The sequence below is a fragment of the Alcanivorax hongdengensis A-11-3 genome (assembly GCF_000300995.1).
Lineage (GTDB): Bacteria > Pseudomonadota > Gammaproteobacteria > Pseudomonadales > Alcanivoracaceae > Alcanivorax > Alcanivorax hongdengensis.
In genome coordinates this window covers 40,524-61,000 of the sequence record NZ_AMRJ01000021.1, presented here as the reverse complement: position 1 = coordinate 61,000, position 20,477 = coordinate 40,524, and the positions used below count along the sequence as shown (strand labels likewise).

Annotated in this window: 17 protein-coding genes; 16 read left to right on the top strand and 1 reads right to left on the bottom strand. The window is 51.5% G+C overall.

The genetic code is table 11. The features are described 5' to 3' along the window. The coding region (locus tag A11A3_RS17500; RefSeq protein WP_008929705.1) for a S8 family peptidase at nucleotides 1-1,753 on the top strand (1,753 nt) is incomplete at its 5' end. Nucleotides 1,754-1,784: 31 nt separating this feature from the next. On the opposite strand, the gene A11A3_RS17785 is transcribed toward A11A3_RS17500, so the two are convergent. Beyond that, nucleotides 1,785-2,972: a hypothetical protein gene (locus A11A3_RS17785; RefSeq protein ID WP_157375687.1), complete on the bottom strand. Its 1,188-nt coding sequence runs from the start codon at nucleotides 2,970-2,972 to the stop codon at nucleotides 1,785-1,787. A 194-nt stretch (nucleotides 2,973-3,166) separates the two neighbouring features. Between A11A3_RS17785 and A11A3_RS12640 the strand changes: the two genes are divergently transcribed. The 15 genes from A11A3_RS12640 (at nucleotide 3,167) to A11A3_RS12575 (ending at nucleotide 20,464) form a co-directional block, all read left to right on the top strand. Beyond that, the gene (locus A11A3_RS12640) at nucleotides 3,167-4,015 is read left to right on the top strand and encodes a hypothetical protein (RefSeq protein WP_008929703.1); all 849 of its coding nucleotides are present in this window, start codon (nucleotides 3,167-3,169) and stop codon (nucleotides 4,013-4,015) included. Then, complete coding sequence (locus A11A3_RS12635; protein WP_008929702.1) at nucleotides 4,008-4,421, top strand: hypothetical protein; 414 nt, start codon at nucleotides 4,008-4,010, stop codon at nucleotides 4,419-4,421. The genes A11A3_RS12640 and A11A3_RS12635 overlap by 8 nt, the downstream gene beginning before the upstream one ends. 70 nt (nucleotides 4,422-4,491) lie before the next feature. Further along, nucleotides 4,492-4,881, top strand: coding sequence for a hypothetical protein (locus A11A3_RS12630; RefSeq protein ID WP_008929701.1), 390 nt, complete (start codon nucleotides 4,492-4,494; stop codon nucleotides 4,879-4,881). 120 nt (nucleotides 4,882-5,001) lie between these two features. Beyond that, nucleotides 5,002-5,631: a recombinase family protein gene (locus tag A11A3_RS12625; RefSeq protein ID WP_008929700.1), complete on the top strand. Its 630-nt coding sequence runs from the start codon at nucleotides 5,002-5,004 to the stop codon at nucleotides 5,629-5,631. A 41-nt stretch (nucleotides 5,632-5,672) separates the two neighbouring features. Then, on the top strand, nucleotides 5,673-5,828 hold the full coding sequence (locus tag A11A3_RS17950) for a hypothetical protein (protein ID WP_008929699.1): 156 nt from the start codon (nucleotides 5,673-5,675) through the stop codon (nucleotides 5,826-5,828). A gap of 109 nt (nucleotides 5,829-5,937) precedes the next feature. Beyond that, a complete protein-coding gene (gene mobI, locus A11A3_RS12620; protein ID WP_008929698.1) occupies nucleotides 5,938-6,510 on the top strand; it encodes a conjugative transfer protein MobI(A/C) in 573 nt (190 codons plus the stop codon). A 176-nt stretch (nucleotides 6,511-6,686) separates the two neighbouring features. Continuing rightward, nucleotides 6,687-7,616 carry a helix-turn-helix transcriptional regulator gene (locus A11A3_RS12615; protein ID WP_008929697.1) on the top strand — a complete coding sequence of 310 codons (930 nt, stop codon included), beginning with the start codon at nucleotides 6,687-6,689 and terminating at the stop codon, nucleotides 7,614-7,616. 10 nt (nucleotides 7,617-7,626) lie between these two features. Further along, nucleotides 7,627-9,900, top strand: a complete 2,274-nt coding sequence (locus A11A3_RS12610; RefSeq protein WP_040297164.1) for a type I restriction-modification system subunit M — start codon at nucleotides 7,627-7,629, stop codon at nucleotides 9,898-9,900. Beyond that, nucleotides 9,900-11,300 (top strand): restriction endonuclease subunit S, encoded by a 1,401-nt coding sequence (locus A11A3_RS12605; protein WP_040297162.1) that lies wholly within the window; start codon nucleotides 9,900-9,902, stop codon nucleotides 11,298-11,300. The genes A11A3_RS12610 and A11A3_RS12605 overlap by 1 nt, the downstream gene beginning before the upstream one ends. Continuing rightward, nucleotides 11,293-12,159, top strand: a complete 867-nt coding sequence (dinD, locus tag A11A3_RS12600) for a DNA damage-inducible protein D (RefSeq protein ID WP_008929693.1) — start codon at nucleotides 11,293-11,295, stop codon at nucleotides 12,157-12,159. Before A11A3_RS12605 ends, dinD begins: the two co-directional genes overlap by 8 nt. A gap of 40 nt (nucleotides 12,160-12,199) precedes the next feature. Beyond that, nucleotides 12,200-15,238 carry a type I restriction endonuclease subunit R gene (locus A11A3_RS12595; RefSeq protein WP_008929692.1) on the top strand — a complete coding sequence of 1,013 codons (3,039 nt, stop codon included), beginning with the start codon at nucleotides 12,200-12,202 and terminating at the stop codon, nucleotides 15,236-15,238. A 27-nt stretch (nucleotides 15,239-15,265) separates the two neighbouring features. Further along, nucleotides 15,266-17,365: a GmrSD restriction endonuclease domain-containing protein gene (locus A11A3_RS12590; RefSeq protein WP_008929691.1), complete on the top strand. Its 2,100-nt coding sequence runs from the start codon at nucleotides 15,266-15,268 to the stop codon at nucleotides 17,363-17,365. An 806-nt stretch (nucleotides 17,366-18,171) separates the two neighbouring features. Continuing rightward, nucleotides 18,172-18,369: a helix-turn-helix transcriptional regulator gene (locus tag A11A3_RS12585; RefSeq protein WP_008929690.1), complete on the top strand. Its 198-nt coding sequence runs from the start codon at nucleotides 18,172-18,174 to the stop codon at nucleotides 18,367-18,369. 10 nt (nucleotides 18,370-18,379) lie between these two features. After that, nucleotides 18,380-20,059: a DUF927 domain-containing protein gene (locus A11A3_RS12580; RefSeq protein ID WP_370695896.1), complete on the top strand. Its 1,680-nt coding sequence runs from the start codon at nucleotides 18,380-18,382 to the stop codon at nucleotides 20,057-20,059. Between the two features lie 60 nt (nucleotides 20,060-20,119). Next, a complete protein-coding gene (locus A11A3_RS12575; protein ID WP_008929688.1) occupies nucleotides 20,120-20,464 on the top strand; it encodes a helix-turn-helix transcriptional regulator in 345 nt (114 codons plus the stop codon). The last annotated feature ends 13 nt before the right edge of the window (nucleotides 20,465-20,477 follow it).

Sequence of the window (20,477 nt, the reverse complement as noted above, 5' to 3'; positions counted from 1 at the left end):
GGCGATTCACAATCATTCTGATGTTAGGCTTGTTGACCTACCACCTCAAACAGGCATTAATTACCAAACAATTAACAAAGATATAAACCAATTACCCGACGAAATACCCTCTCCAAGCGCTAATGCCCCCAAGGTTTGTATACTCGATAGTGGTATTAACACCAATCATCCGTTATTGAAATCAGCTATTGCAGAGAGTGCTAGTTTCGTTGACGGAGAGGATGAGTTCGATGCTGCTGGGCACGGCACACAAGTGGCAGGCATAGCGTTATACGGTAATATCGAGGAATGTAATGCTTCCAACTATTGGGTCCCCCAAAGTTGGATATTCAATGGAAAAATTCTCAATCGAGATTGCGAATTCGACATTAACACTATTGAATCGACAATTATCTCTGCAGTAGAACATTTCACAGAGCTAGGGTGTAGAATTTTCAACCTTTCTATTGGTAATGAAAATTCACCATATGATGGAAAACATATTCGAGGCCTCGCTTACACACTTGATACCCTTTCTCGGAAATACGACATTCTTTTCATAGTCTCGGTTGGCAATTTCAGAGGATCAGAAGAACCTCTAATTCCGAAGGATAGTTGGCGCGAAGAATATCCTGAATACCTGCTCGGTGAGCATAATCGCATCATAGACCCCGCGCCTGCTTTGAATGTTCTAACTGTTGGTAGTTTAGCACTTCATGATGCAACAAAAGGTGACCTCCAACGTCCCGACGACATTGAACATTTATCCGCAGCTAGAGCCAATCAGCCTTCGCCTTTTACTCGGCACGGCCCGTCTATAAAAGGGGCGATAAAGCCTGAGCTGGTTGCTCACGGCGGAAATTTCGCTTCTCCGATGCGTTTTGAAGGTAAACAATGGCAATTTAAAAATGATGATCCAGGCATTCTTAGTTTGAATGCCAACTTCTTTGGGAACACTCTATTCAGTGTTTGTCACGGGACTAGCTTTTCTACCCCCTACATAACACACTTAGCAAGTAGGTTATTGTCATTTTACCCTACAGCATCAGCCAACATGTTGAGAGCTATGCTTGTTAACCATGCAGCTGTGCCTGAGGAGTGTAAAACTATTTTTTCGGATATACATTCGAAGGAGTACGCCAAAGCAAACGGTCGTCGTGAACCACATATTGATTTGGCTGGTTATGGCTTGGTTAATGAAGAAAATTTGTATCGCTCTGATGAAAACACGGTGCTGTTGATGTCAGAAGATTCGATTGCTAACGATAATTATCAGTTTTATGAATTACCTCTTCCAGAAGAATTCTTGAGAAGGAAGAAATCGACAAGAGAATTAAGAGTATCCCTGAGTTACTCTCCTGCTGTCAGAACAACTCGCCTAGACTATCGCGCCACTAAAATCCTATTCAATTTGGTGAAAGGAAGATCACTTGATGAGGTACAAAAACACTTTCATAAAAAGCATCAAAAGGAGAACGACAAGTTAAGTGATACTATATCTAGCAAATCAAATCGGACTATTTCTTCATCGCTGCGGAGCAAGGGCACTGTGCAGTGCTCTACCTGGAACTTCAAGAAGCTCTCTCCTGATTTCAAGTGGTTCGTAGTTGTTACTCGGCAAGATGCCACCAACTGGGGCGATGCGCTCAGTTCGGAATTAGAGCGCTACGCTTTAGTTGTCACTGTGGCAGACCGAGAAAATGAAGAAGCTCAGTTGTACACGCAGATTTCTCAGCGTATTGATTTGAGATCTAAAGCACGCGCCAAAGTATGAATTTTAGCCATTGCTAAAGGTAAATTCTCGGTCAATAGAAATAGCCCGGTGACTTTGGTTCCGGGCCATCCAGAATAGCATCTGAGACTGCTATTAACGGGTCCATGCAGTCTGCTTTGATCCGAGCCCAGCTTATCCAGTCCTTGAGCTCGTCGCTGAGCTCCCCATTCCTAACCGCAGCCTGCTCTACCGCATCTATATATTGTCGTAAACGTTCGGCTTCGAGCCACTGTGTGGCGCTTACCTTCAACTCCTCAAGTTGCTCCAGTTCCTGCTTTCGGAGCTCAACCTGGCGGTCGTATCGGTCTTTTTCTGTCTGCCATGCTAGGCGTCTGCGTTCCTGCTCTTCAGCTCGGATACGATGTTCTGCAATCAGGTCTAATGCACCGGCGACAACTTGATGCAGCCTTTGCTCCAGCAGAGTTTTCGGCGTATCCCCCCAACTTCTGGATGGGTAACCGCCGATTGAAATCGTCAATTTTCCGGTTGGGTGATAGTCGTAGTCAGGTGGCCTTGGGTAGTGGTATCCGGTTCCCCAGCGATTCGGAGAACGTTGCCAGCGTTCAATTGCTTTTTTCTCTGCTGCGGTTACCTCATGCTTGCTCCTGGCGACATGCTCGCTGATTGCTATGGTCAACGAAGTTTCGTCCAGTCCGATCAGGGTACGACTCTTTTCACGGTTCACCCAAACCTTCATACCCTGACGTTCAAGCGCTTTTATCAGTGTGTCGCCTATCAATAATGCTCTATCGATGGCATCTCTAGTCACTTCGAAAGCAAAAATTTCTCCCGGCGCTGAACGCAGTCCTTTGTAGTTGTCCCATCCGGCTTTTTGCCTCAGTCGCTTGGATGCTTTCCTTACCAAAGGATGTGGCGATTCGAGCAGATCTGGCACATCAACAAAGCCTATACGTTCTTGGGCTGTCGTGGCTTTTTTCCGTGAGGCATCAGGATCATTGGGGTTATAAGTGCGTGACCGACTCAGAGGTAAGGAGTAATTTTCAAACTCCTTAGCGGTAGGAAGCGGAATTTTCTTCGGTGAATGTCCGGCGTTGATTTTTGCCCAGTACCCACGTGGCGGCAAAGGTATCTTGTGCTTGCGACAAACCTTTCCCAATGCAACACCGGATATCCCATAGCGCGGCGCAACTCTGGAGACAGGCTCTGCCCATACCTCGCTGTAAAGTGATTCTCGCGTAATTGCGGCGACGCTTTCCATAGGTAACCTCTGCTGATCAAAAATACCATTTTCTTTTATAGCCAATGATATGCATGCCCCGCCAACTTTTCGCTACGTCCGATTTTGAACTTTGTTCTGTTAGTACAAACTATTGATTTATAAAGGTTATTTTTTGTTTTCCTCTTGCATATTCTCAACCTCGTGAGAATATTTAATAAAAGCAGGAGGACATAATGAAAAGATTAGCACCCTTAACGACAGCAGTATTGGCCGCTGCCCTGGCTGGTTGCGCGGCTACACCACGAACTTACAATCCGGAAGAGTCTCGGGCCTTAAACCTGGCGAGAGCCGGTGGCATCTACGATATGGATTTGCGGGATTCTGAGGATGGTACCCGCTCCTACAATAAAAGCATGTTGGTGCCATTACTGGATCTCGCCAGCCTGGCGACTTCATTCGATGCACCGCTTCGACATCTCTCGGGTAGCCAGACGTTTTTGTTCAACGCTACTGACATCATGATGACACCGGACAATCCATCGGCGAGACCAAGCCTCATGGGATGGATGCCTGCGTCGATGGCCACTTCAGAGGCTCAGGCCTATGAGCAGTATGTAGATCTGGTTGACCAGGCCATCCGGCTAGCTGCCAATGATATGGCGTTGAGTGCCACCAAACTCAGTAACGTGGAAACGCCTGAGATTGACGGCCATCCACTGATGCTCTGGTCGATTGAAAGCACTGAGCATGGATGCGGTGCTGGTCAATGTGTGCTTGCTTACAACATCAAAACGCCGAATCGCTGGAAGTCTCCGGCCTACGTGGAAGGCGCTGAGCCTGAAAGCTACAACATTGCGGCCAATCATCCAGAGAATTATTCCCGCCTTGTTTTCCGGCAGGCAGATGAGCAACTCAGCTTCCCTGTGGACGAGTTCTACCGCACGATCAGTGGAGCCTTACCATCCTGGATGGTGGTGTACTTTCCTCCCGGCACCGTCACCCAGGATGGCGAACCGCTACCGTACCCTGTGCTGTACGAACAGGGGCAGCGATTGATGTTCAAGGAGCCAGATCATGAGTGACTGGCATGATGAACTTGAGTTCGCTCTGTTGCCGCTTGAAGACGCCAAAATCGATAGCGACTGCATGACCTTTGTGATCAGCAACGCCCTGAGTGAGCAAGGCATCTTCCATCAATGTCGTATCGGATACGCAGAGGACCGACTGAGCCGAATGGCCACTGCTCCCCATTGCTGGATCGAGCTCGAACAGGGTTGGTGTATCGATCTGCGGCTCAGACAGTGGCTGGGAGATGAGGACGACCTCCCTCATGGCGTATTCCAGCCATCCAACTATCCGCGAGTTCGATATCAAGGCATTGCGTGGCTGGTTTCACGCCTGGACACGGAGGATTTGAGGGCGATGACAAATGATGCCTACAGCAAGGTGAAACTGCCATGGCTGGCCGGGCAAGCCGCTGCGGCCTGACGCCGGGCAAAACTTGCATTTTCTCAGGTTCTGGTAGCTTCGAAGTAAAGAGCTATCGGGGACTGAAACCATGGTGAGGGTGACAAAAATAGTAGCAGTGGGGCTCGCCGGGATCGGCGTTGTGGAGCTCGCCTTAAGGGGTACCGATGCAGCGCTTTACGCATGGTATCTATTGTTCGTGCTCTGGGTGGTTCTACTGCTCATTCGCTTCGCAATGGCCGCAGTCGATGCTTACAAGACGGTTTTCACCAAGGGACCCGATGGGCAAATGACGTTTCCTGAATTCGAGAAAAAGATGGCGTCGTTTAGTCGAGGTGGTGGTAGGGAAGAAAACGGTCCAAGCAGCACGACAACCTCCGGCACCGGGAGTCAAGAAGGCGCAGGCGATCTGTTCGATGACTTCAGAGTCAATCCGATCCTCCGGGAGAATGATCCGTTCGGGGAGTTTTTCGACTCTTGAGGTGATTCCTGATGGGTACACATCAGGAGAACCAACAATTCAGGCCGTTCAACATGACAAGGAACCATTTAAAACAGACCGGCCAAACGGAACCACTTATAACAGACTGAGGAGGCATGAATGTTTATACGCGCCTATTTGAGAGCATCGACCCAGGAACAAAATGCCGAGCGGGCCAAAGCATCGCTAATCCAGTTTGCCGAGCAACACGGTCAGCGCATTGCTGCCTTTTATACGGAGAACGTCTCCGGTGCCACATTGCATCGCCCCGAACTGATGCGACTGATTGCCGAGTCTGGTGAAGGTGACATTGTGCTGGTAGAACAGATAGACCGGCTTGCCCGCCTTAAACAGCAGGACTGGGATACGCTTAAACAGAAGCTGGCAGCCAAGCGGTTGGCGATTGTTTCGCCCGAGTTACCAACGAGTTGGCTGGCACTGGACAAGAAAGATGATACCGGCTTTACCGATTCCATATTGCAGGCGGTCAACAGCATGATGCTCGACATGTTGGCAGCGGTAGCTCGCAAAGATTACGAGGATAGGCGTCGACGCCAGAACCAGGGTATCAACAAGGCCCGCAGCGAGGGTAAGTATCAGGGGCGCCAACCTGACCTGAAGAGGCGACAACACATCGCCAGTTTACTGCGCACCGGTCATAGCTATAGCGAAATCCAGGACATCCTGGGTTGTTCGCGCCATCTGATTGCCTCTGTCGCAAAGGAACAAAAGCAGTCAGATGCAGCATAGGCTGCAATTTGCACTCAAAGAACGAAAACAGGAGAACTCACATGATCGATATGTCCGTCACACTCATTGCTTTCCTCGGCTTTGTCGCTGTTATCCTGGCGATCTGCGGCATCACATACCTGAATGCTGACAAGCTGGAAGCATTTCTCAACCGGAAGTTTAAAGCACGCCGCCAGGTCGATAAAAATTCCAGATAATCTGGGGGTAAACGGCTACTTTTGCCCAAATTGGCAAATTACAGACCCGTGGGTTTGTCTCTGCGGCCAGTAGCATTTCTCTTGAACATCAACCAACAGGAGAATGCTAATGAGCAAACCCAAAACCATTCAGGAAATCACCGATAAGTGGCATGAGGTGGCGCGCGCCGGGAAGTTTGACCATCACCAGGGGCGCCGAATGGCGCTTGATCAATGCAGACAGTATCTACAATCGCTATCCAAAAGCCTGGATATGGAGCGAGCGCGCCTACGCTATCTCGCTCAGCGGCTGTCGGACCATTTCTGGGCGCATAATGAGGCTCATCGAACCAAGGAAACGAGAGGCTACCCTGGCCATCACGGCTGCCGGGTGCGAATGCTGCACGGCAGCCTAGAGATGCATTGGTATTACAACACTTTTGTAAGAGTGAAAAACGGTAAGGGGCATGCAGTCTTCAGCGAACACATCCGCCGAGCCCTGAAACACCGGTACTCAAAACCCGCATTTAACCGCGCTCACGACTGGGAGAGGCCCATCATTGAGGAGACCGAAGCCGGGTTTGAGATAGTGCGTATCATGAATACAAACCTCACTCACATGCGCCGTCTCGTCAGGGCAAACCTAAAGCAGTTGGACAGTCTGGAGGCGCACTTCGATGGCCTTCAGCCCCCGGAATCCTAAACAAAAAACCATTCAGGCCCGTCCCCTTCCGGCGGGCTTTATGCTCCCATTTTTCCATCTGGAAAGGAGCCAAAACTTTCACATGTGAAAGTTCTATAGGACAAATCAAAATGATTGCATGATATAGGTTTGTGTAATAAGGTGGCTAACCATGTTTAGTCAAAAAAGGTGCGAACGTGCCGGGAAACGCCGCCTTAAAGCTCGAAAATCACTCACACGCCCAGCGCGAGCGCTTGGCGTTCATTGATTTTTGCCTGCAATACCACGGCTCAGTGGGCCGAAGTGAGCTAATGGCGCACTTCGGCACCGCAGTCGCCTCCAGCACCCGGGACTTCACTCTCTACCGTGAGCTGGCCCACGAGAACCTGATCCTCCGTCACGAAAACAAGCGCTACTACCGTACCGACAACTATCAGCCTCTGTTCCACCATGAGCCCCGTGCCGCCTTGAAAACCCTGGCTCACGGCTTTGGCGACGGGCTATCGGTGACGCCTGGCCAGTCTGGTTTCTGTGAGGATGCACCAGACTTGATCGCGCCACCGCAGGATGTGCTGGCGACAGTGAGCCGGGCCATCAGCCAACAACAGGCTGTGCGGATGACCTACCAGTCCCTCAGTTCAGGCGCTAGCGAGCGTGTGGTTGTGCCACACAGCATCGTCAACAACGGCCAGCGTTGGCACATGCGCGGCTACTGCCGGAAACGCGGTGCATTCCGAGATTTTGTCTGCAATCGCATCACCAGTGTGATTATCGACAAAGCGGATATCGCAGAGCATGAGCATCAAACGTCGGATGCCGAATGGAACGAGCAACTGACCTTAGAGCTCATCCCGCACCCGTGTCACAGCAACCCGGAGGCTATTGCGCTGGATTTTAATATGTCCCGGCAGAACAACCAGCCAGTTCGACAGCTCAGTATCCGTGCCGCTCGCGCTGGCTACCTGTTACGCCACTGGAACGTGGACTGTAGCCCCGATCATCGGTTGCCAGAGCAGGAATATCACCTGTGGCTGCGTAACCACAACATTCTTGAACACTGCGCTAACGCTGTCCTGGCACCCGGCTATCTCGACACGCATGGCAAGGCAGCGGTAACTATTAAATAGCGAGAACAGCATGCAACAAAACCATCATCAAAACCTTGTCGGCTTCATCTGGAACATCGCTAACAAGCTGCGAGGCCCGTATCGGCCACCTCAGTACCGGCGGGTAATGCTACCAATGATCGTCTTGCGTCGGTTTGACCTGGTATTGGCGGAAAACCAGAAAAAGGTACTGGCTGAGAAGGAACGCCTGGAAGCGCGCGGCATAACCGGCCCTGCACTGGAAAAGGCGCTTTCACGCATTGCCACCAGTGGCCGCAAACAGGAGCTGTTCAATACAAGCGGCTTCACCTTCGATAAGCTGCTGGCTGATCCGCCGAACATTGCGGGCAACATGATTGCCTACATCCAGGGTTTCTCACCCCGCGCTCGGGACATCTTTGATAAGTTCGATTTCGAGTCGGAAATCGCCAAGCTGGACGAGGCCAACCGCCTTTTCCTGATTCTCAAAGAGTTCTGTAGCAACGAGATTGACCTCTCACCCAAGACCCTCAGCAACTTACAGATGGGCTATCTGTTTGAAGAGCTGGTCAGAAAGTTCAATGAACAGGCCAACGAAGAGGCCGGGGACCACTTTACTCCCCGTGAAGTCATCCGGCTGATGGTGCAGCTGTTGTTTACCGATGAGGAAGGCATCTTCGCGCCGGGTATTTACCGGAGTATCTACGACCCCACAGCCGGTACCGGTGGCATGCTCTCGGAAGCTGAAAAGTACATTTGCGGTGACGGTACCCATGAAGGATTGAACCCCGATGCCCATATAGAGCTGTTCGGCCAGGAGTACAATCCTGAATCCTACGCCATTTGTTGCTCAGACCTCCTGATCAAAGACGAACCCATCGACAACCTCATCTATGGGGACACCTTGGGCGTGAAGGACGCCAAGAACAAAAACAACGGCTTCGTACCGCACGATGGCCACCAGGAGAAAAAATTCCACTACATGCTTTCCAACCCACCTTTTGGAGTTGAATGGAAGCCGGAAGAAGATTTCGTTCGTGAGGAGTACGACGACCAGGGCTTTTCAGGGCGCTTTGGTGCCGGTCTGCCCCGAATCAATGATGGCTCGCTGCTTTTCCTGCAACACATGATTTCCAAGATGCACAACCCGCCGAAACTGGTGGATGGCCTTCCTCTTGATAATAACAGCGAAGGTGGTGACGGCTCGAAGATTGCCGTGGTTTTCAACGGCTCCCCGTTATTCACCGGTGATGCCGGTAGTGGTGAGAGCAATATTCGACGCTGGATTATCGAAAACGACCTGCTCGATGCCATCGTGGCCCTGCCGGACCAGATGTTCTACAACACCGGCATCTACACCTACGTCTGGATTGTCAGTAACCGAAAGCCGAAACACCGCCGAGGCAAAGTACAGCTAATCGACGGCATCCGCCATTACAAAAAGATGGACAAAAGCCTGGGGAACAAGCGAAACGAGCTGGCCGAGGAGCATATCCGCGAGCTGGTTCGCCTCTACGCCGAACATCAGCATGACGCGACTTCCGTAGCGCCGGTACATACCAAAGGATCATCAAGACCGACAGGAACCGAAACCCGTACCGTCAGCAAGATCTTTGATAACCACGAGTTTGGCTATCTGAAAATCACAGTGGAACGCCCTCTAAGGCTGAATTTCCAGGTCAGTCCCCAGAGAGTTGCTCGACTCGACGATCAGCGGGCCTTTGCCAACCTGGCCACCAGTAAAAAACGTAAGGACCAAGCGGCCTATCAGGCAGAAATTGAGACGGGCAAACAGACTCAAGCTGCCATTAAAGACCTGCTAGAAGAGCTGGATGGCAACATCCTTTATCAGAACCGGGACGAATTCGAAGCCGTTTTGAATAAGGCTTTTAAGAAGGCCGACCTCAAGGTAGGTGCTCCGGTGAAGAAGGCGATACTCGCGGCGCTGTCAGAGCGAGACTCACAGGCCGATATTTGCCGTGACAAGAAGGGCAATCCAGAGCCAGATCCGGAGTTGCGTGATACCGAGAATGTGACTCTGCCCAACGATATCAGCCTGCCGTTACCGCTGAAATACGACAACGAAACCGGTCATGACAAGCTGCTTGCGTTGGTAAAGGACCATTGCGAGGCCTATCTGGCCGCTGAGGTGTTGCCGCATGTGCCCGACGCCTGGATTGACCATAGCAAAACCAAGGTTGGTTACGAGATTCCGCTGAATCGCCATTTTTATGTGTATGAACCACCGCGCCCACTGGAAGAGATTGCAGGAGAGATAAGCCAGTTGGAAAAGGAAATCGTCGCTATGTTGGCGGAGGTGGTTTGATGGCTCAGTATTCCGCATATCCAAGTTACGTGACAACAGGTTGCGATTGGTTTCCAAGAATACCTGAACACTGGATTTTAGACCGCGCTAAATGGGCGGTTATGTCTTGCCAGAATGGTGTTTGGGGTTCTGAACCCGATGGGGACGATGATCTGGTTTGCATACGGGTTGCTGATTTTGATCGGCAATCACTCACCATTTCAACCACGAATCTAACGATGCGAAGTATAGCTTACAAGGATAGGAATACTCGACTATTGAAAAACGGAGATTTGTTAATTGAAAAGTCTGGAGGTGGTGACCAACAGCTTGTTGGTGCCGTTGTTGAGTACAACCAAGACTTCCCCGCAGTTAGCTCAAACTTTGTTGCCAGAATGGAAGTTAACGACAATACAGACTCTAGGTTTCTCGTATATCTACATGCTCATTTATATTCTGGCAGGGTTAATTATCGGTCTATAAAGCAAACAACAGGCATTCAGAATTTGGATAGCAGTGCCTATTTGAATGAGAGAATTGCCTACCCCCCTCTTGATGAACAAAAAGCTATTGCTCGTTTCCTTGACCACAAAACTGCTCAGATTGATGCACTGATTGCCAAAAAACAGTCTCTTTTGGACAAGCTGGCTGAGCAACGCACAGCTTTAATTAGTCAGGCGGTCACCAAAGGGCTTGATCCGTCGGTGCCATTGAAGGACTCCGGGGTTGATTGGTTGGGAGAGATTCCAGCCCATTGGATGATGACCAAGCTACGTTTTGTCATCAATGATATTGAGCAAGGGTGGTCGCCCCAATGTCACAACCAGTCTGCCGATGAAGACCAATGGGGCGTGTTGAAAGTTGGTTGTGTTAATGGTGAAGAGTTTAATCCCAACGAAAACAAAGCGCTTCCTGAAGACTTAGAGCCCCGGCAGCGCTATGAAATAAAACCTGGTGATATTTTAGTCAGTCGAGCCAATACTAAAGAATTATTAGGTAGCGCGGCACTTGTGAAAACCATTCAAAAAAAGCTGCTTCTGTGTGACAAACTTTATCGGATCAAGCCCAGTGAAAAAGTTGACTCAAGTTATCTGTTGCGATTCCTCAGGTCATCTATAGCACGCTATCAGTATGAAAAAGACGCAACGGGAACTAGTGGGTCCATGCAAAATATTGGTCAAGACACTATAAAAAATCTGTCTCTTCCGTTACCACCACTTCCGGAGCAAATCTCTATAGCCAAAACATTACAGCATGAGTATACGAAAGGCTTGGTGGTGGAAACAAAGATAAAATCTGTGATTCACCGTCTACAGGAATACCGCTCTACCCTGATCACCAATGCTGTCACCGGCAAAATCGATGTTCGGGGCTACTGCATACCCACTACCACTGAGCAAAGGGAGGTTGCCCATGGCTGATACGCCGTCCACCAATACTCACCACGACAGCTTTGAAGGCATCCGCAGAGAGGATGAGAACGGCAACGAATTCTGGTCCGCCAGGGAGCTGGCACCGCTTCTGGAATATCCGCAGTGGCGGAATTTTGTCCCTGTCATTGATAAGGCCAAACATGCCTGTGAAAGATCCGGAAACGTCGTTGCAGACCATTTTGCGGACGTGCGCAAAATGGTTGGTATCGGCTCCGGAGCGCAACGTGAGGTACCGGATGTCCATCTGTCACGCTATGCCTGCTACCTGATCGTCCAGAACGGCGACCCTGCGAAGCCAGTCATCGCCAACGGCCAGACCTACTTCGCTATCCAGACGCGCCGACAGGAGCTGGAGGACAGCGAGCAGTTCACATCCCTCTCCGAGGATGAGAAGCGCCTGGCTATCCGCAAGGAGCTTATTGCCCACAACAAGTACCTGGCGGCGGCTGCCCAGGATGCTGGCGTGGAGACCCCCTTGGATTACGCCATTTTTCAGGATCATGGCTACAAAGGGCTATACGGGGGGCTGGGTGCCAAGGACTTACATGCCAGAAAAGGGCTCAAGAAGAGCCACAAAATTCTGGACTACATGGGGAGCACAGAGCTCGCTGCCAACCTGTTCCGTGCTACACAGGCAGAAGAGAAGCTTCGCCGGGACAACATTCAGGGTAAGCAGAACGCCAACAAAACCCATTTCGAGGTAGGCCAAAAGGTTCGGCAAACCATTGGCGAACTGGGCGGCACCATGCCAGAAAACCTGCCCACGCCGGATAAAAGCGTCAAACAGGTAGAAAGCGCTCAGAAGAAGCTGGGAAAGCAGCAGAACGACGATTCTGACCAAGAGTAGTTGCTGAAACCCAGCCAAGTTTTAAAAAGGAACATAGGTTATGCACAAAGAAATCGACTTTGAGAACGCCATAGAGCAGGCTCTGATCACCCAGGGTGGCTATCAGAAGGGAGACCCCACCGGTTTCGATGCTGAAACCGCCTTGTTTCCGGCAGATGTCGTGAGCTTTGTGCAGAAGACACAACCCAAGATCTGGGAGCGGTTGAACAACCTGGATGCGAGCAAAGCCGAGAGTATGCTCCTGGATGCGCTCACCAAGGAACTGGCCGCAAAAGGCGCCCTGACCGTGCTGCGCGAGGGTTTCAAATGCGTCGGTAAGTCGGTGAAGCTGGCTTATTTTGCTCCCAATACGAGTATTGATACCGGCGCGGCAGAACGCTACGGCGCGAACAGGCTTACCGTGGTTCGTCAGGTACATACCAAGACGGGCGCAATTCCTGACATGGTGTTGGCTGTGAACGGCCTCCCAGTTGCCACACTGGAGCTGAAAAATGCCATGTCGGCGACCGGGTGGACCGTCGAAAATGCCAAATCCCAGTACCGCTTCGAGCGGAATCCCAAAGACCCGCTGTTCGCCTTCAAGAATCGCTGCCTGGTGCATTTCGCGGTAGATACCGAGCAAGCGTTTATGACGACCCACCTGGAGGGTAAGGATACTTTTTTCCTGCCTTTCAACCGGGGTTTTAATCACGGCGCTGGCAACCCGCCCATGGAAGGTGATGTTCGTACCGCCTACCTCTGGGAAGAGGTGCTGGAGCGGGACAGCCTGATGGATATCCTCGCCCGTTTTCTGCACCTTCAGGTAGAAGAGAAAACGGTCGTGACCGAAAAGGGAATCAAGCGCCACCGCAAGGAGACACTGATCTTCCCACGGTACCACCAGTTGGATGCCGTAAGGTCTCTGACCCAGCACGCAAAAGCCAAGGGCTCCGGCCATAACTATCTGGTCCAGCACTCTGCTGGTTCCGGTAAATCCAACTCCATTGCCTGGTTGGCTCATCGTTTGTCCAGTCTGCACGATGCCAACAACGAGAAAGTATTCCATTCCGTGGTGGTGATTACTGACCGCCGGGTACTCGACCAGCAATTGCAGAACACCATCTTCCAGTTCGAGCACAAGTTGGGCGTTGTACAGAAGATTGACGAGAATACTCAGCAACTGGCCAAGGCGCTGGCTGACGGCGTGCCGATCATCATCTCGACGATCCAGAAATTCCCCTTCATCAGTCAGGCCATCCGCACGCTGGAGCAGAAAGGCAAAGGCATTTCGATTTCGACGGAAGGCAAACGCTTCGCGGTGATTGTGGATGAGGCGCACAGCTCGCAGAGTGGCGAAACGGCTATGGAGCTGCGGAAGATCCTGAACAAGGATGGCATCGAGTCAGCCATCGCTGAGCAGTTGCTGGACATGGAAGACGAGAGCCTTAGCGAAGAGGCCAAAAGGGAGCTCATCCGGGAGCAGCTCAAACGTGCCAAACAGCCCAACCTGAGCTTTTTCGCGTTCACCGCTACCCCCAAGTTCAAGACCATGGCCGTGTTCAACGAGCCGGGACGAAACGGCGAAGCTCCGTTCCATCACTACAGTATGCGGCAGGCCATTGAAGAGGGCTTTATCCATGACGTGCTGGCCCACTACACCTGCTACAAGCGTTATTACAAGCTGATCCAGAAGGTGGAGGATGACCCTGAAGTGCCGCGCCGCAAGGCAGCGCGGGCGTTGGCTCGCTTTGTTTCCTTCCACGACTATGAGATAGCGCAGAAGGTCGAGGTGATCGTTGAGCACTTCCGCACCCATACCCGCCACAAGATAGGTGGCCGGGCAAAGGCCATGGTAGTGACCAGCTCTCGTGAACATGCGGTGCGTTATAAGCTGGGCTTCGACAAGTACATCAAATCCAAAGGCTATAAGGATGTGAAGTCCCTTGTAGCCTTCTCCGGAGAAATTGCTCTCAAGGAATATGCTGACAAGACATTTACCGAAGTCGGTATGAACGAGGGCATCAAGGAGTCTGAGCTACCGGATAAATTCAACACCGAGGAATACCAGGTGTTACTGGTCGCTGAAAAATACCAAACCGGGTTTGACCAGCCACTGCTTCACAGCATGTATGTGGATAAGAAGCTGTCAGGCATTCAGGCGGTGCAAACGCTGTCACGGCTTAACCGAACGGCCAGGGGTAAGACAGATACCTTTGTCCTGGACTTCGTGAATGAGCCGGATGAAATCTACAAGGCGTTCAAACCCTATTACGAGGTGACCACCAAGGAAGAGGATACCGACCCTCAGCAGCTCAATAACCTGGCCCACACCCTGTCCACCTGGCAGATTTTCACGGAGGGTGAGGTGAGCGCGTGGTGCGAGATCTGGTTCCGCAACCGACTGAACCCGACGGGCGGCGAGCATAAGAAGCTGAATAGTTTGATTGACCTGGCTGTCGAGCGTTTCAAGAAATTGAGCGAGGAAGACCAAGCCCTGTTCAAAGGGCAATTGGTCAGCTTCCGTAACCTGTACGGCTTCGTTGCCCAGATTATTCCTTATCAGGACTCGGACCACGAGAAGCTGTACACCTATTCCCGCTTCCTGCTCACCAAGCTGCCTTACACTACCGATACGCGCACGGTGCAGGTTGATGACGAGGTAGAGCTGAAGTACTACCGGCTTCAGAAAATCAGTGAAGGAGCCATCGACCTGAAAGTAGGCGAGCCGGAAGCCCTCTATGGCCCGACAGAGGTCGGCACCGGCCAGGCAGAGGAAGAGGTGCAGTTATCGACGCTGGTCGACAAGCTCAATGAGCGGTTTGGTACAGAGTTTACCCCGGCGGATCAGCTGTTCTTCGATCAGGTGAAGGAAACCGCCGTTGCCAACGAGCAGCTTCGCCAGGCCGTCATGGCCAATAGCCTGGAGAATTTCGAACCGGTATTTAACAAGCAGCTTGAGAACTTGTTTGTCGAGCGAATGGACGGCAACGAAGACATCTTCATACGCCTGATGAATGACGAGTCCTTCCGCAATATCGCTTCTCAATACCTGATGCGGGCTGTGTATAACCAGGTTAAAACCAGCGTTGAATCGCAGTAACAGAACAAAAAAGGGATAACGTCCGTTATGAAAGCTACAGAAGCCAAGTTGCTAGACTTCCTGAAGAAGTCGCCACAATTTGTCATTCCGATCTACCAGAGAACGTATTCCTGGTCTGAACAGCAATGTCGTCAACTGTGGGACGACATTATGCGAGCCGGTACCAACGATGGTATATCAGCACATTTCATCGGCTCGGTGGTCTACATCGAGAAGGGGCTTTATCAGGTGTCCAGTCAATCACCATTGCTGGTCATTGATGGGCAACAGCGACTGACTACCACCATGCTGATTCTTGAGGCGCTATCTCGACACCTTGGGGACACAGAACCTCTGGAGGGGTTTTCGGCTAAGAAGCTGCGCAATTACTACCTGCTTAACCCGTTGGAAGACGGTGAGCGAGCTTACAAACTGCTATTGACCCAGACGGACAAAGAGAGCCTGCTGGCGTTGGTCACGCAGAAGCCGTTACCTGATGACGGTTCTCTTCGAATCAAGGAAAACTTCGAGTTCTTCAACAGCCAAATTGAGCGGCTAAACGGGGAACTGGAAACCCTCTGCCGGGGCCTTTCAAAGCTCATCATCGTTGATATTGCGCTGAGCCGAGACCAGGATAACCCGCAACTCATTTTTGAGAGCATGAATTCCACAGGAAAAGCTTTGAGCCAAGCTGACCTGATCCGGAACTATGTGCTGATGGGACTGGAGCCGGAGCATCAAACTCGGCTCTATCGCGATCACTGGCGTCCGATGGAGGTGGAATTCGGACAAGAAGGCTATGGCGTTTACTTTGACAGCTTCATGCGCCACTACCTCACGGTTAAAACCGGGGAAATTCCACGGTTAGATGAGGTATACGAGGCTTTCAAACAGCATTCACGTCGCGCCGAAGTGGCGAGTGCTGGTGTCGATTCATTGGTTGCCGAAATACATGCTTTCGCTCGGTACTTTTGTGCGATGGCATTGGGGAAAGAAACAGATAAACAGCTCGGAATGGCATTTAAGGACCTGCGGGAGCTAAAAGTCGACGTGGCATATCCGTTTCTGCTGGAACTTTACCATGATTACCAACAGGACAATCTGTCCCAAGATGACTTTCATAGCGCTATTCGGCTGATCGAGGCTTATGTGTTCCGTCGTGCCGTTTGTGCCATCCCCACAAACTCGCTGAACAAGACCTTTGCAACCTTTCACAAATCATTGCAGAAGAACCGCTACCTGGAGAGTGTCAAGGCTCACCTGCTCGGTTTGAAGTCATACCGGCGTTTTCCGAATGACGAAGAGTTCAAAAGGGAACTGGCAGTACGCGATCTCTATAATTTCCGCAGTCGGAGTTACTGGTTACGCCGCCTGGAGAATTTCGAGCGCAAGGAACGGGTTCCGGTCGACGAATACACGATTGAACACATCATGCCGCAGAATGAGAATCTGTCTGTTAGATGGAAGGATGAGCTAGGTCCGGAATGGAAGCGTGTGCATGAAACCTGGCTGCATACGCTGGGTAACCTGACTCTTACGGGCTACAACTCAGAGTACAGCGACCGAGCTTTCATCGAGAAGCGCGATATGCAGGGCGGATTCAGACAAAGCCCTCTACGGCTCAACGAGGGCCTGGGAGCTGTAGAAGCATGGAATGAGGACTCAATTAAAAATCGGGCCGCCAAGCTGGCCCAGGAAGCGGTGCGGGTTTGGGCGGCTCCGGTATTGCCGGACGAGATCCTCGATACCTACCGCAACGTGGCCGTCAAACCAGAAGCCTACAACCTTGAGGATCACCCTCAACTAGCAAACGGGACCCCAATGCGCGCTCTATTTGAGCAGCTCCGAAAGGAAGTCCTGGCGCTCGACCCGAGCGTCACTGAAGAAGTCCTCAAGCTCTATATAGCGTTCAAAGCCGAGACGAACTTTGTCGATGTGGTCCCGCAAAAGACCCGTTTGCGACTGTCTCTGAATATGCCGTTTCACGAGTTGAGCGATCCGAAAGGGATGGCTCGTGACGTGACCAACCTCGGACGTTGGGGAAATGGCGATGTGGAAGTAGGGTTAAGTGAGGAATCTGAGCTGGCCTATGTAATGGGGCTCATTCGACAGGCGTTCGAAAAGCAGATGGGGAACGATGCTGATTGAGCAGTGGGAACAGCGCCCCGGCAACTGGGGCGGAAAGTAGTGGCTGGATGATCACAATGAGCGAGAGTTCTCCAACAGCGGTCGGGGACTCTCCTGGAGGACTTTCCAATCGCTACACATACCTATCTGATTTGGATAACTTTGAGCTCATTCCATGCGCTCTATTAGGCCGCCTCTTGGAGATATGACCTGCACATACGCTATTAATCTGGATAAGTTGTCGTCGGAATCCCAGTGCGTGAGTTTTCCAAATCAGATGGAACCGATGGGCTTTCAGTTCAGTAACCTCCCTGCCAGCGCTTCTGCGACTGGTGTACCCTCAAGCGCCTCGAAAAAGGCTCGCTGGGCACTTGTTGATGTTTCCCAGACTCGACGTTTACTGATATGGCGTGAATGGGCGTCTGAAAGGGCCTTCATGAGGCTATTTGGGTTAGCGAGCACCTGGTGCTATTCAGCCTAACTCGAAACGGCCTCACAAAGGCCTTTTTTAAAGAAGAATGTGTGGTTCGAACTCGTACAGTCATCAGTGAATCAAAATATGATTCTGAGACCGGAAAATGACTTTCACATGTGAAAGTCATGCAGCTAACTTGGTCATTAAATGCACAGAATCCACTCATGTAATCCCTAATTTTGCGATTATGACGTTCTTTTTCTGGTTTCTTGTGATATTTATCTAATAATAATCAATGATTTATTAGCCGACCTCTCCTTTGCGCCCTTTTTGGGCAATTCTGCGGTTCTCCCCTAAGACGAATATTTCCGATGATTGCCCCCGATTGATTCACAAAAAATCAGGAGCAGTCATGAAGAAACATATAACCACCTCAAAAGAGTGTTTGCTGACCTATGAGGAAGTTTGCACTGTTTTGAAGATGTCACAGGCAACCTTGCGGCGCTATGTGAAGAAAGGCCGGTTTCCGGAACCTGTGAAGCCAAACCCTAATGGCCGATCCGTTCGCTTTCGCTACCAGGACGTAAAAGCGTGGCTGGACAAGCTCTGAGGGGGCGGAACTGATGCAATACAAACTTCAAGAAGATGGGCTCTATGTATTGTCAGGGGACCATTGGCAGCGTGTCGGCGGCTGGATTCAGGTAATGGCTCGCACCAGGTTAACCGACAAGCGGCACGGACACGGAGCGTTGCTGGAATGGCAGAATTTCGATGGTGTGAAGCTACGCGAGGTCGTCTATGCCCGAGATCTCAACAGCGATAATGCCCGGCAGGTGCGGGATATGCTGGTTGATACCGGTTATCCACTTACGCCCGGCCAAGCAAGCTGGAACCGGCTTCAGCACTATCTGTTGGAACAGATGGCTCTGGCCGAACCGGCGACAGTGGTTAATCGAACGGGTTGGCACGGCGGAGTATTTGCTACCAGTAACTGGACGATCGGCTCCGCTGACGAGCCGCACCATTTCGTAGGCCAATTATCAGGCTCTGCGACGTTAGAGGAGTCTGGAAGTCTCAGCGACTGGCAGACTTATGTCGGTCAGCTATGCCGAGGCAACCCGTTAGCAATATTCAGTATTGGCACGGCGCTGGCTGCGCCATTGATTGCGTCTGCTGGGATGGAAAATGGCGCCATCCACTTGGTTGGAGCATCGTCGACCGGAAAGACCACCTTGTTGCAGTTGGCGGCTAGCGTGTATGGGGGAAACCGCTATGTTCGCAGTTGGATCTCAACCAGCAACGGATTAGCGGCAGTCTCTTCAGAGCACAACGACATGCTGCTGCCGCTTGATGAGATCGGCATGGCCCGTCCGGAAGACATCGATACGGCGATATATCAGATCATGAACGGCGCAGGGAAGTTACGGGCTAACGTCTCCGGCGAGCTGGCCGCGACCTCCCATTGGCGAACGCTGGTGTTGAGTAGCGGCGAAGTCTGGATTGCAGAGCTGCTTCAGCAGATAGGTAAACCGTTGCGCGCAGGCCAGCAGATTCGTCTGGTGGAGCTCCCGGTGTTTGGCACCTACGGCGCGTTCGACGAATTGCATGGTCACACGCATCCGCAGCAGTTTGTGGACGAGCTGAAATCGTCTTGTCAGCGCTACCACGGCGCTGTCATTCGGGAGTGGGTGTCATTGCTGACCGAACGTCACACTGAGCTAAGTCAGTATCTAAATCATGAGGTTGGTCGTCTGAGCGGTGCTTGGGCAAACGATCAGATGGCATCCCAGGTGCAACGTGTCATCCGGCGTTTTGCCTTGATTGGTGCAGCACTTTGCCTCGGTAGCAGGAATTTCATCCTTCCATGGTCCGAAGAGGAGTCTCTATCGGCAGTCCACAGAACTCTGAAGGCTTGGCTGGATAATAGAGGCCACTCCAGAAACTCTGAGGAATTCCGGCTTCTCAAAGCGCTGGAGCGGGCAATGAAAGTCTGGGAGCGTAGTCTCAGTGATATTGAACAAGCGAGTGGCCAGGGGGGAGCTGGTTTTCGACGCTCACACGAGGGGCGCGAGTTGTGGTTGATCTATAAATCGCACTTCCTGAAGCGGCTCGGGCTGCCGACCCATTACATGAGGGAAGTGGAGGTGCTGTTACAGCGTGACTGCTTGGTGAGTAATGAGCGCTCCCGGGGGACCTACAAAACCAGGGTCAACGGAGATTTTCAGCGGTTTTTCGCACTCAGGCCTGACCAAGTTAGACGGCAACTTGAAGAACTGGAGAGGATTGAACATGAGGACTGACACGGTGTTCCCAATTTCCCAGTTTTCCCACTTTGGTTATGGCGGTGTAGGGGTAGAGCGATGACAGAAAAAGAAATGCTGCAGCGGGTGTTGCAGGACATGATGGTTCTCAAGAAGATCATTTTGGACCACATTAATGGCAGCAAGGCCCCGGAGGCCGACAAGGAGATCATGAGTCTTGAAGACTGTGCGGAATACACGGGGCTGAAGAAAAGCACCCTGTACCAGCTAACCTCCCAAAAGAAGATCCCTCATTTCAAGCCAAATGGTCACCGGATTTTCTTTCGCCGTGCAGATATCCTGAAGTGGCTTCAGTCCAATCGGATCGCGACGGCGGAAGAGATCGAGCAGTCGGCTGCTCAGCATCTGGTGAGTCACCGAAGGCCAGGACGACGGAGTGTTTGATGTGGGGCAGGAG

What these genes read in the sequence shown, in the direction of transcription:
- A11A3_RS17785 (WP_157375687.1), bottom strand. Translation starts at nt 2,972, where the DNA reads ATGGAAAGCGTCGCCGCAATTACGCGAGAATCACTTTACAGCGAGGTA.
- A11A3_RS12640 (WP_008929703.1), top strand. Translation starts at nt 3,167, where the DNA reads ATGAAAAGATTAGCACCCTTAACGACAGCAGTATTGGCCGCTGCCCTG.
- A11A3_RS12635 (WP_008929702.1), top strand. Translation starts at nt 4,008, where the DNA reads ATGAGTGACTGGCATGATGAACTTGAGTTCGCTCTGTTGCCGCTTGAA.
- A11A3_RS12630 (WP_008929701.1), top strand. Translation starts at nt 4,492, where the DNA reads ATGGTGAGGGTGACAAAAATAGTAGCAGTGGGGCTCGCCGGGATCGGC.
- A11A3_RS12625 (WP_008929700.1), top strand. Translation starts at nt 5,002, where the DNA reads ATGTTTATACGCGCCTATTTGAGAGCATCGACCCAGGAACAAAATGCC.
- A11A3_RS17950 (WP_008929699.1), top strand. Translation starts at nt 5,673, where the DNA reads ATGATCGATATGTCCGTCACACTCATTGCTTTCCTCGGCTTTGTCGCT.
- mobI (WP_008929698.1), top strand. Translation starts at nt 5,938, where the DNA reads ATGAGCAAACCCAAAACCATTCAGGAAATCACCGATAAGTGGCATGAG.
- A11A3_RS12610 (WP_040297164.1), top strand. Translation starts at nt 7,627, where the DNA reads ATGCAACAAAACCATCATCAAAACCTTGTCGGCTTCATCTGGAACATC.
- A11A3_RS12605 (WP_040297162.1), top strand. Translation starts at nt 9,900, where the DNA reads ATGGCTCAGTATTCCGCATATCCAAGTTACGTGACAACAGGTTGCGAT.
- dinD (WP_008929693.1), top strand. Translation starts at nt 11,293, where the DNA reads ATGGCTGATACGCCGTCCACCAATACTCACCACGACAGCTTTGAAGGC.
- A11A3_RS12595 (WP_008929692.1), top strand. Translation starts at nt 12,200, where the DNA reads ATGCACAAAGAAATCGACTTTGAGAACGCCATAGAGCAGGCTCTGATC.
- A11A3_RS12590 (WP_008929691.1), top strand. Translation starts at nt 15,266, where the DNA reads ATGAAAGCTACAGAAGCCAAGTTGCTAGACTTCCTGAAGAAGTCGCCA.
- A11A3_RS12585 (WP_008929690.1), top strand. Translation starts at nt 18,172, where the DNA reads ATGAAGAAACATATAACCACCTCAAAAGAGTGTTTGCTGACCTATGAG.
- A11A3_RS12575 (WP_008929688.1), top strand. Translation starts at nt 20,120, where the DNA reads ATGACAGAAAAAGAAATGCTGCAGCGGGTGTTGCAGGACATGATGGTT.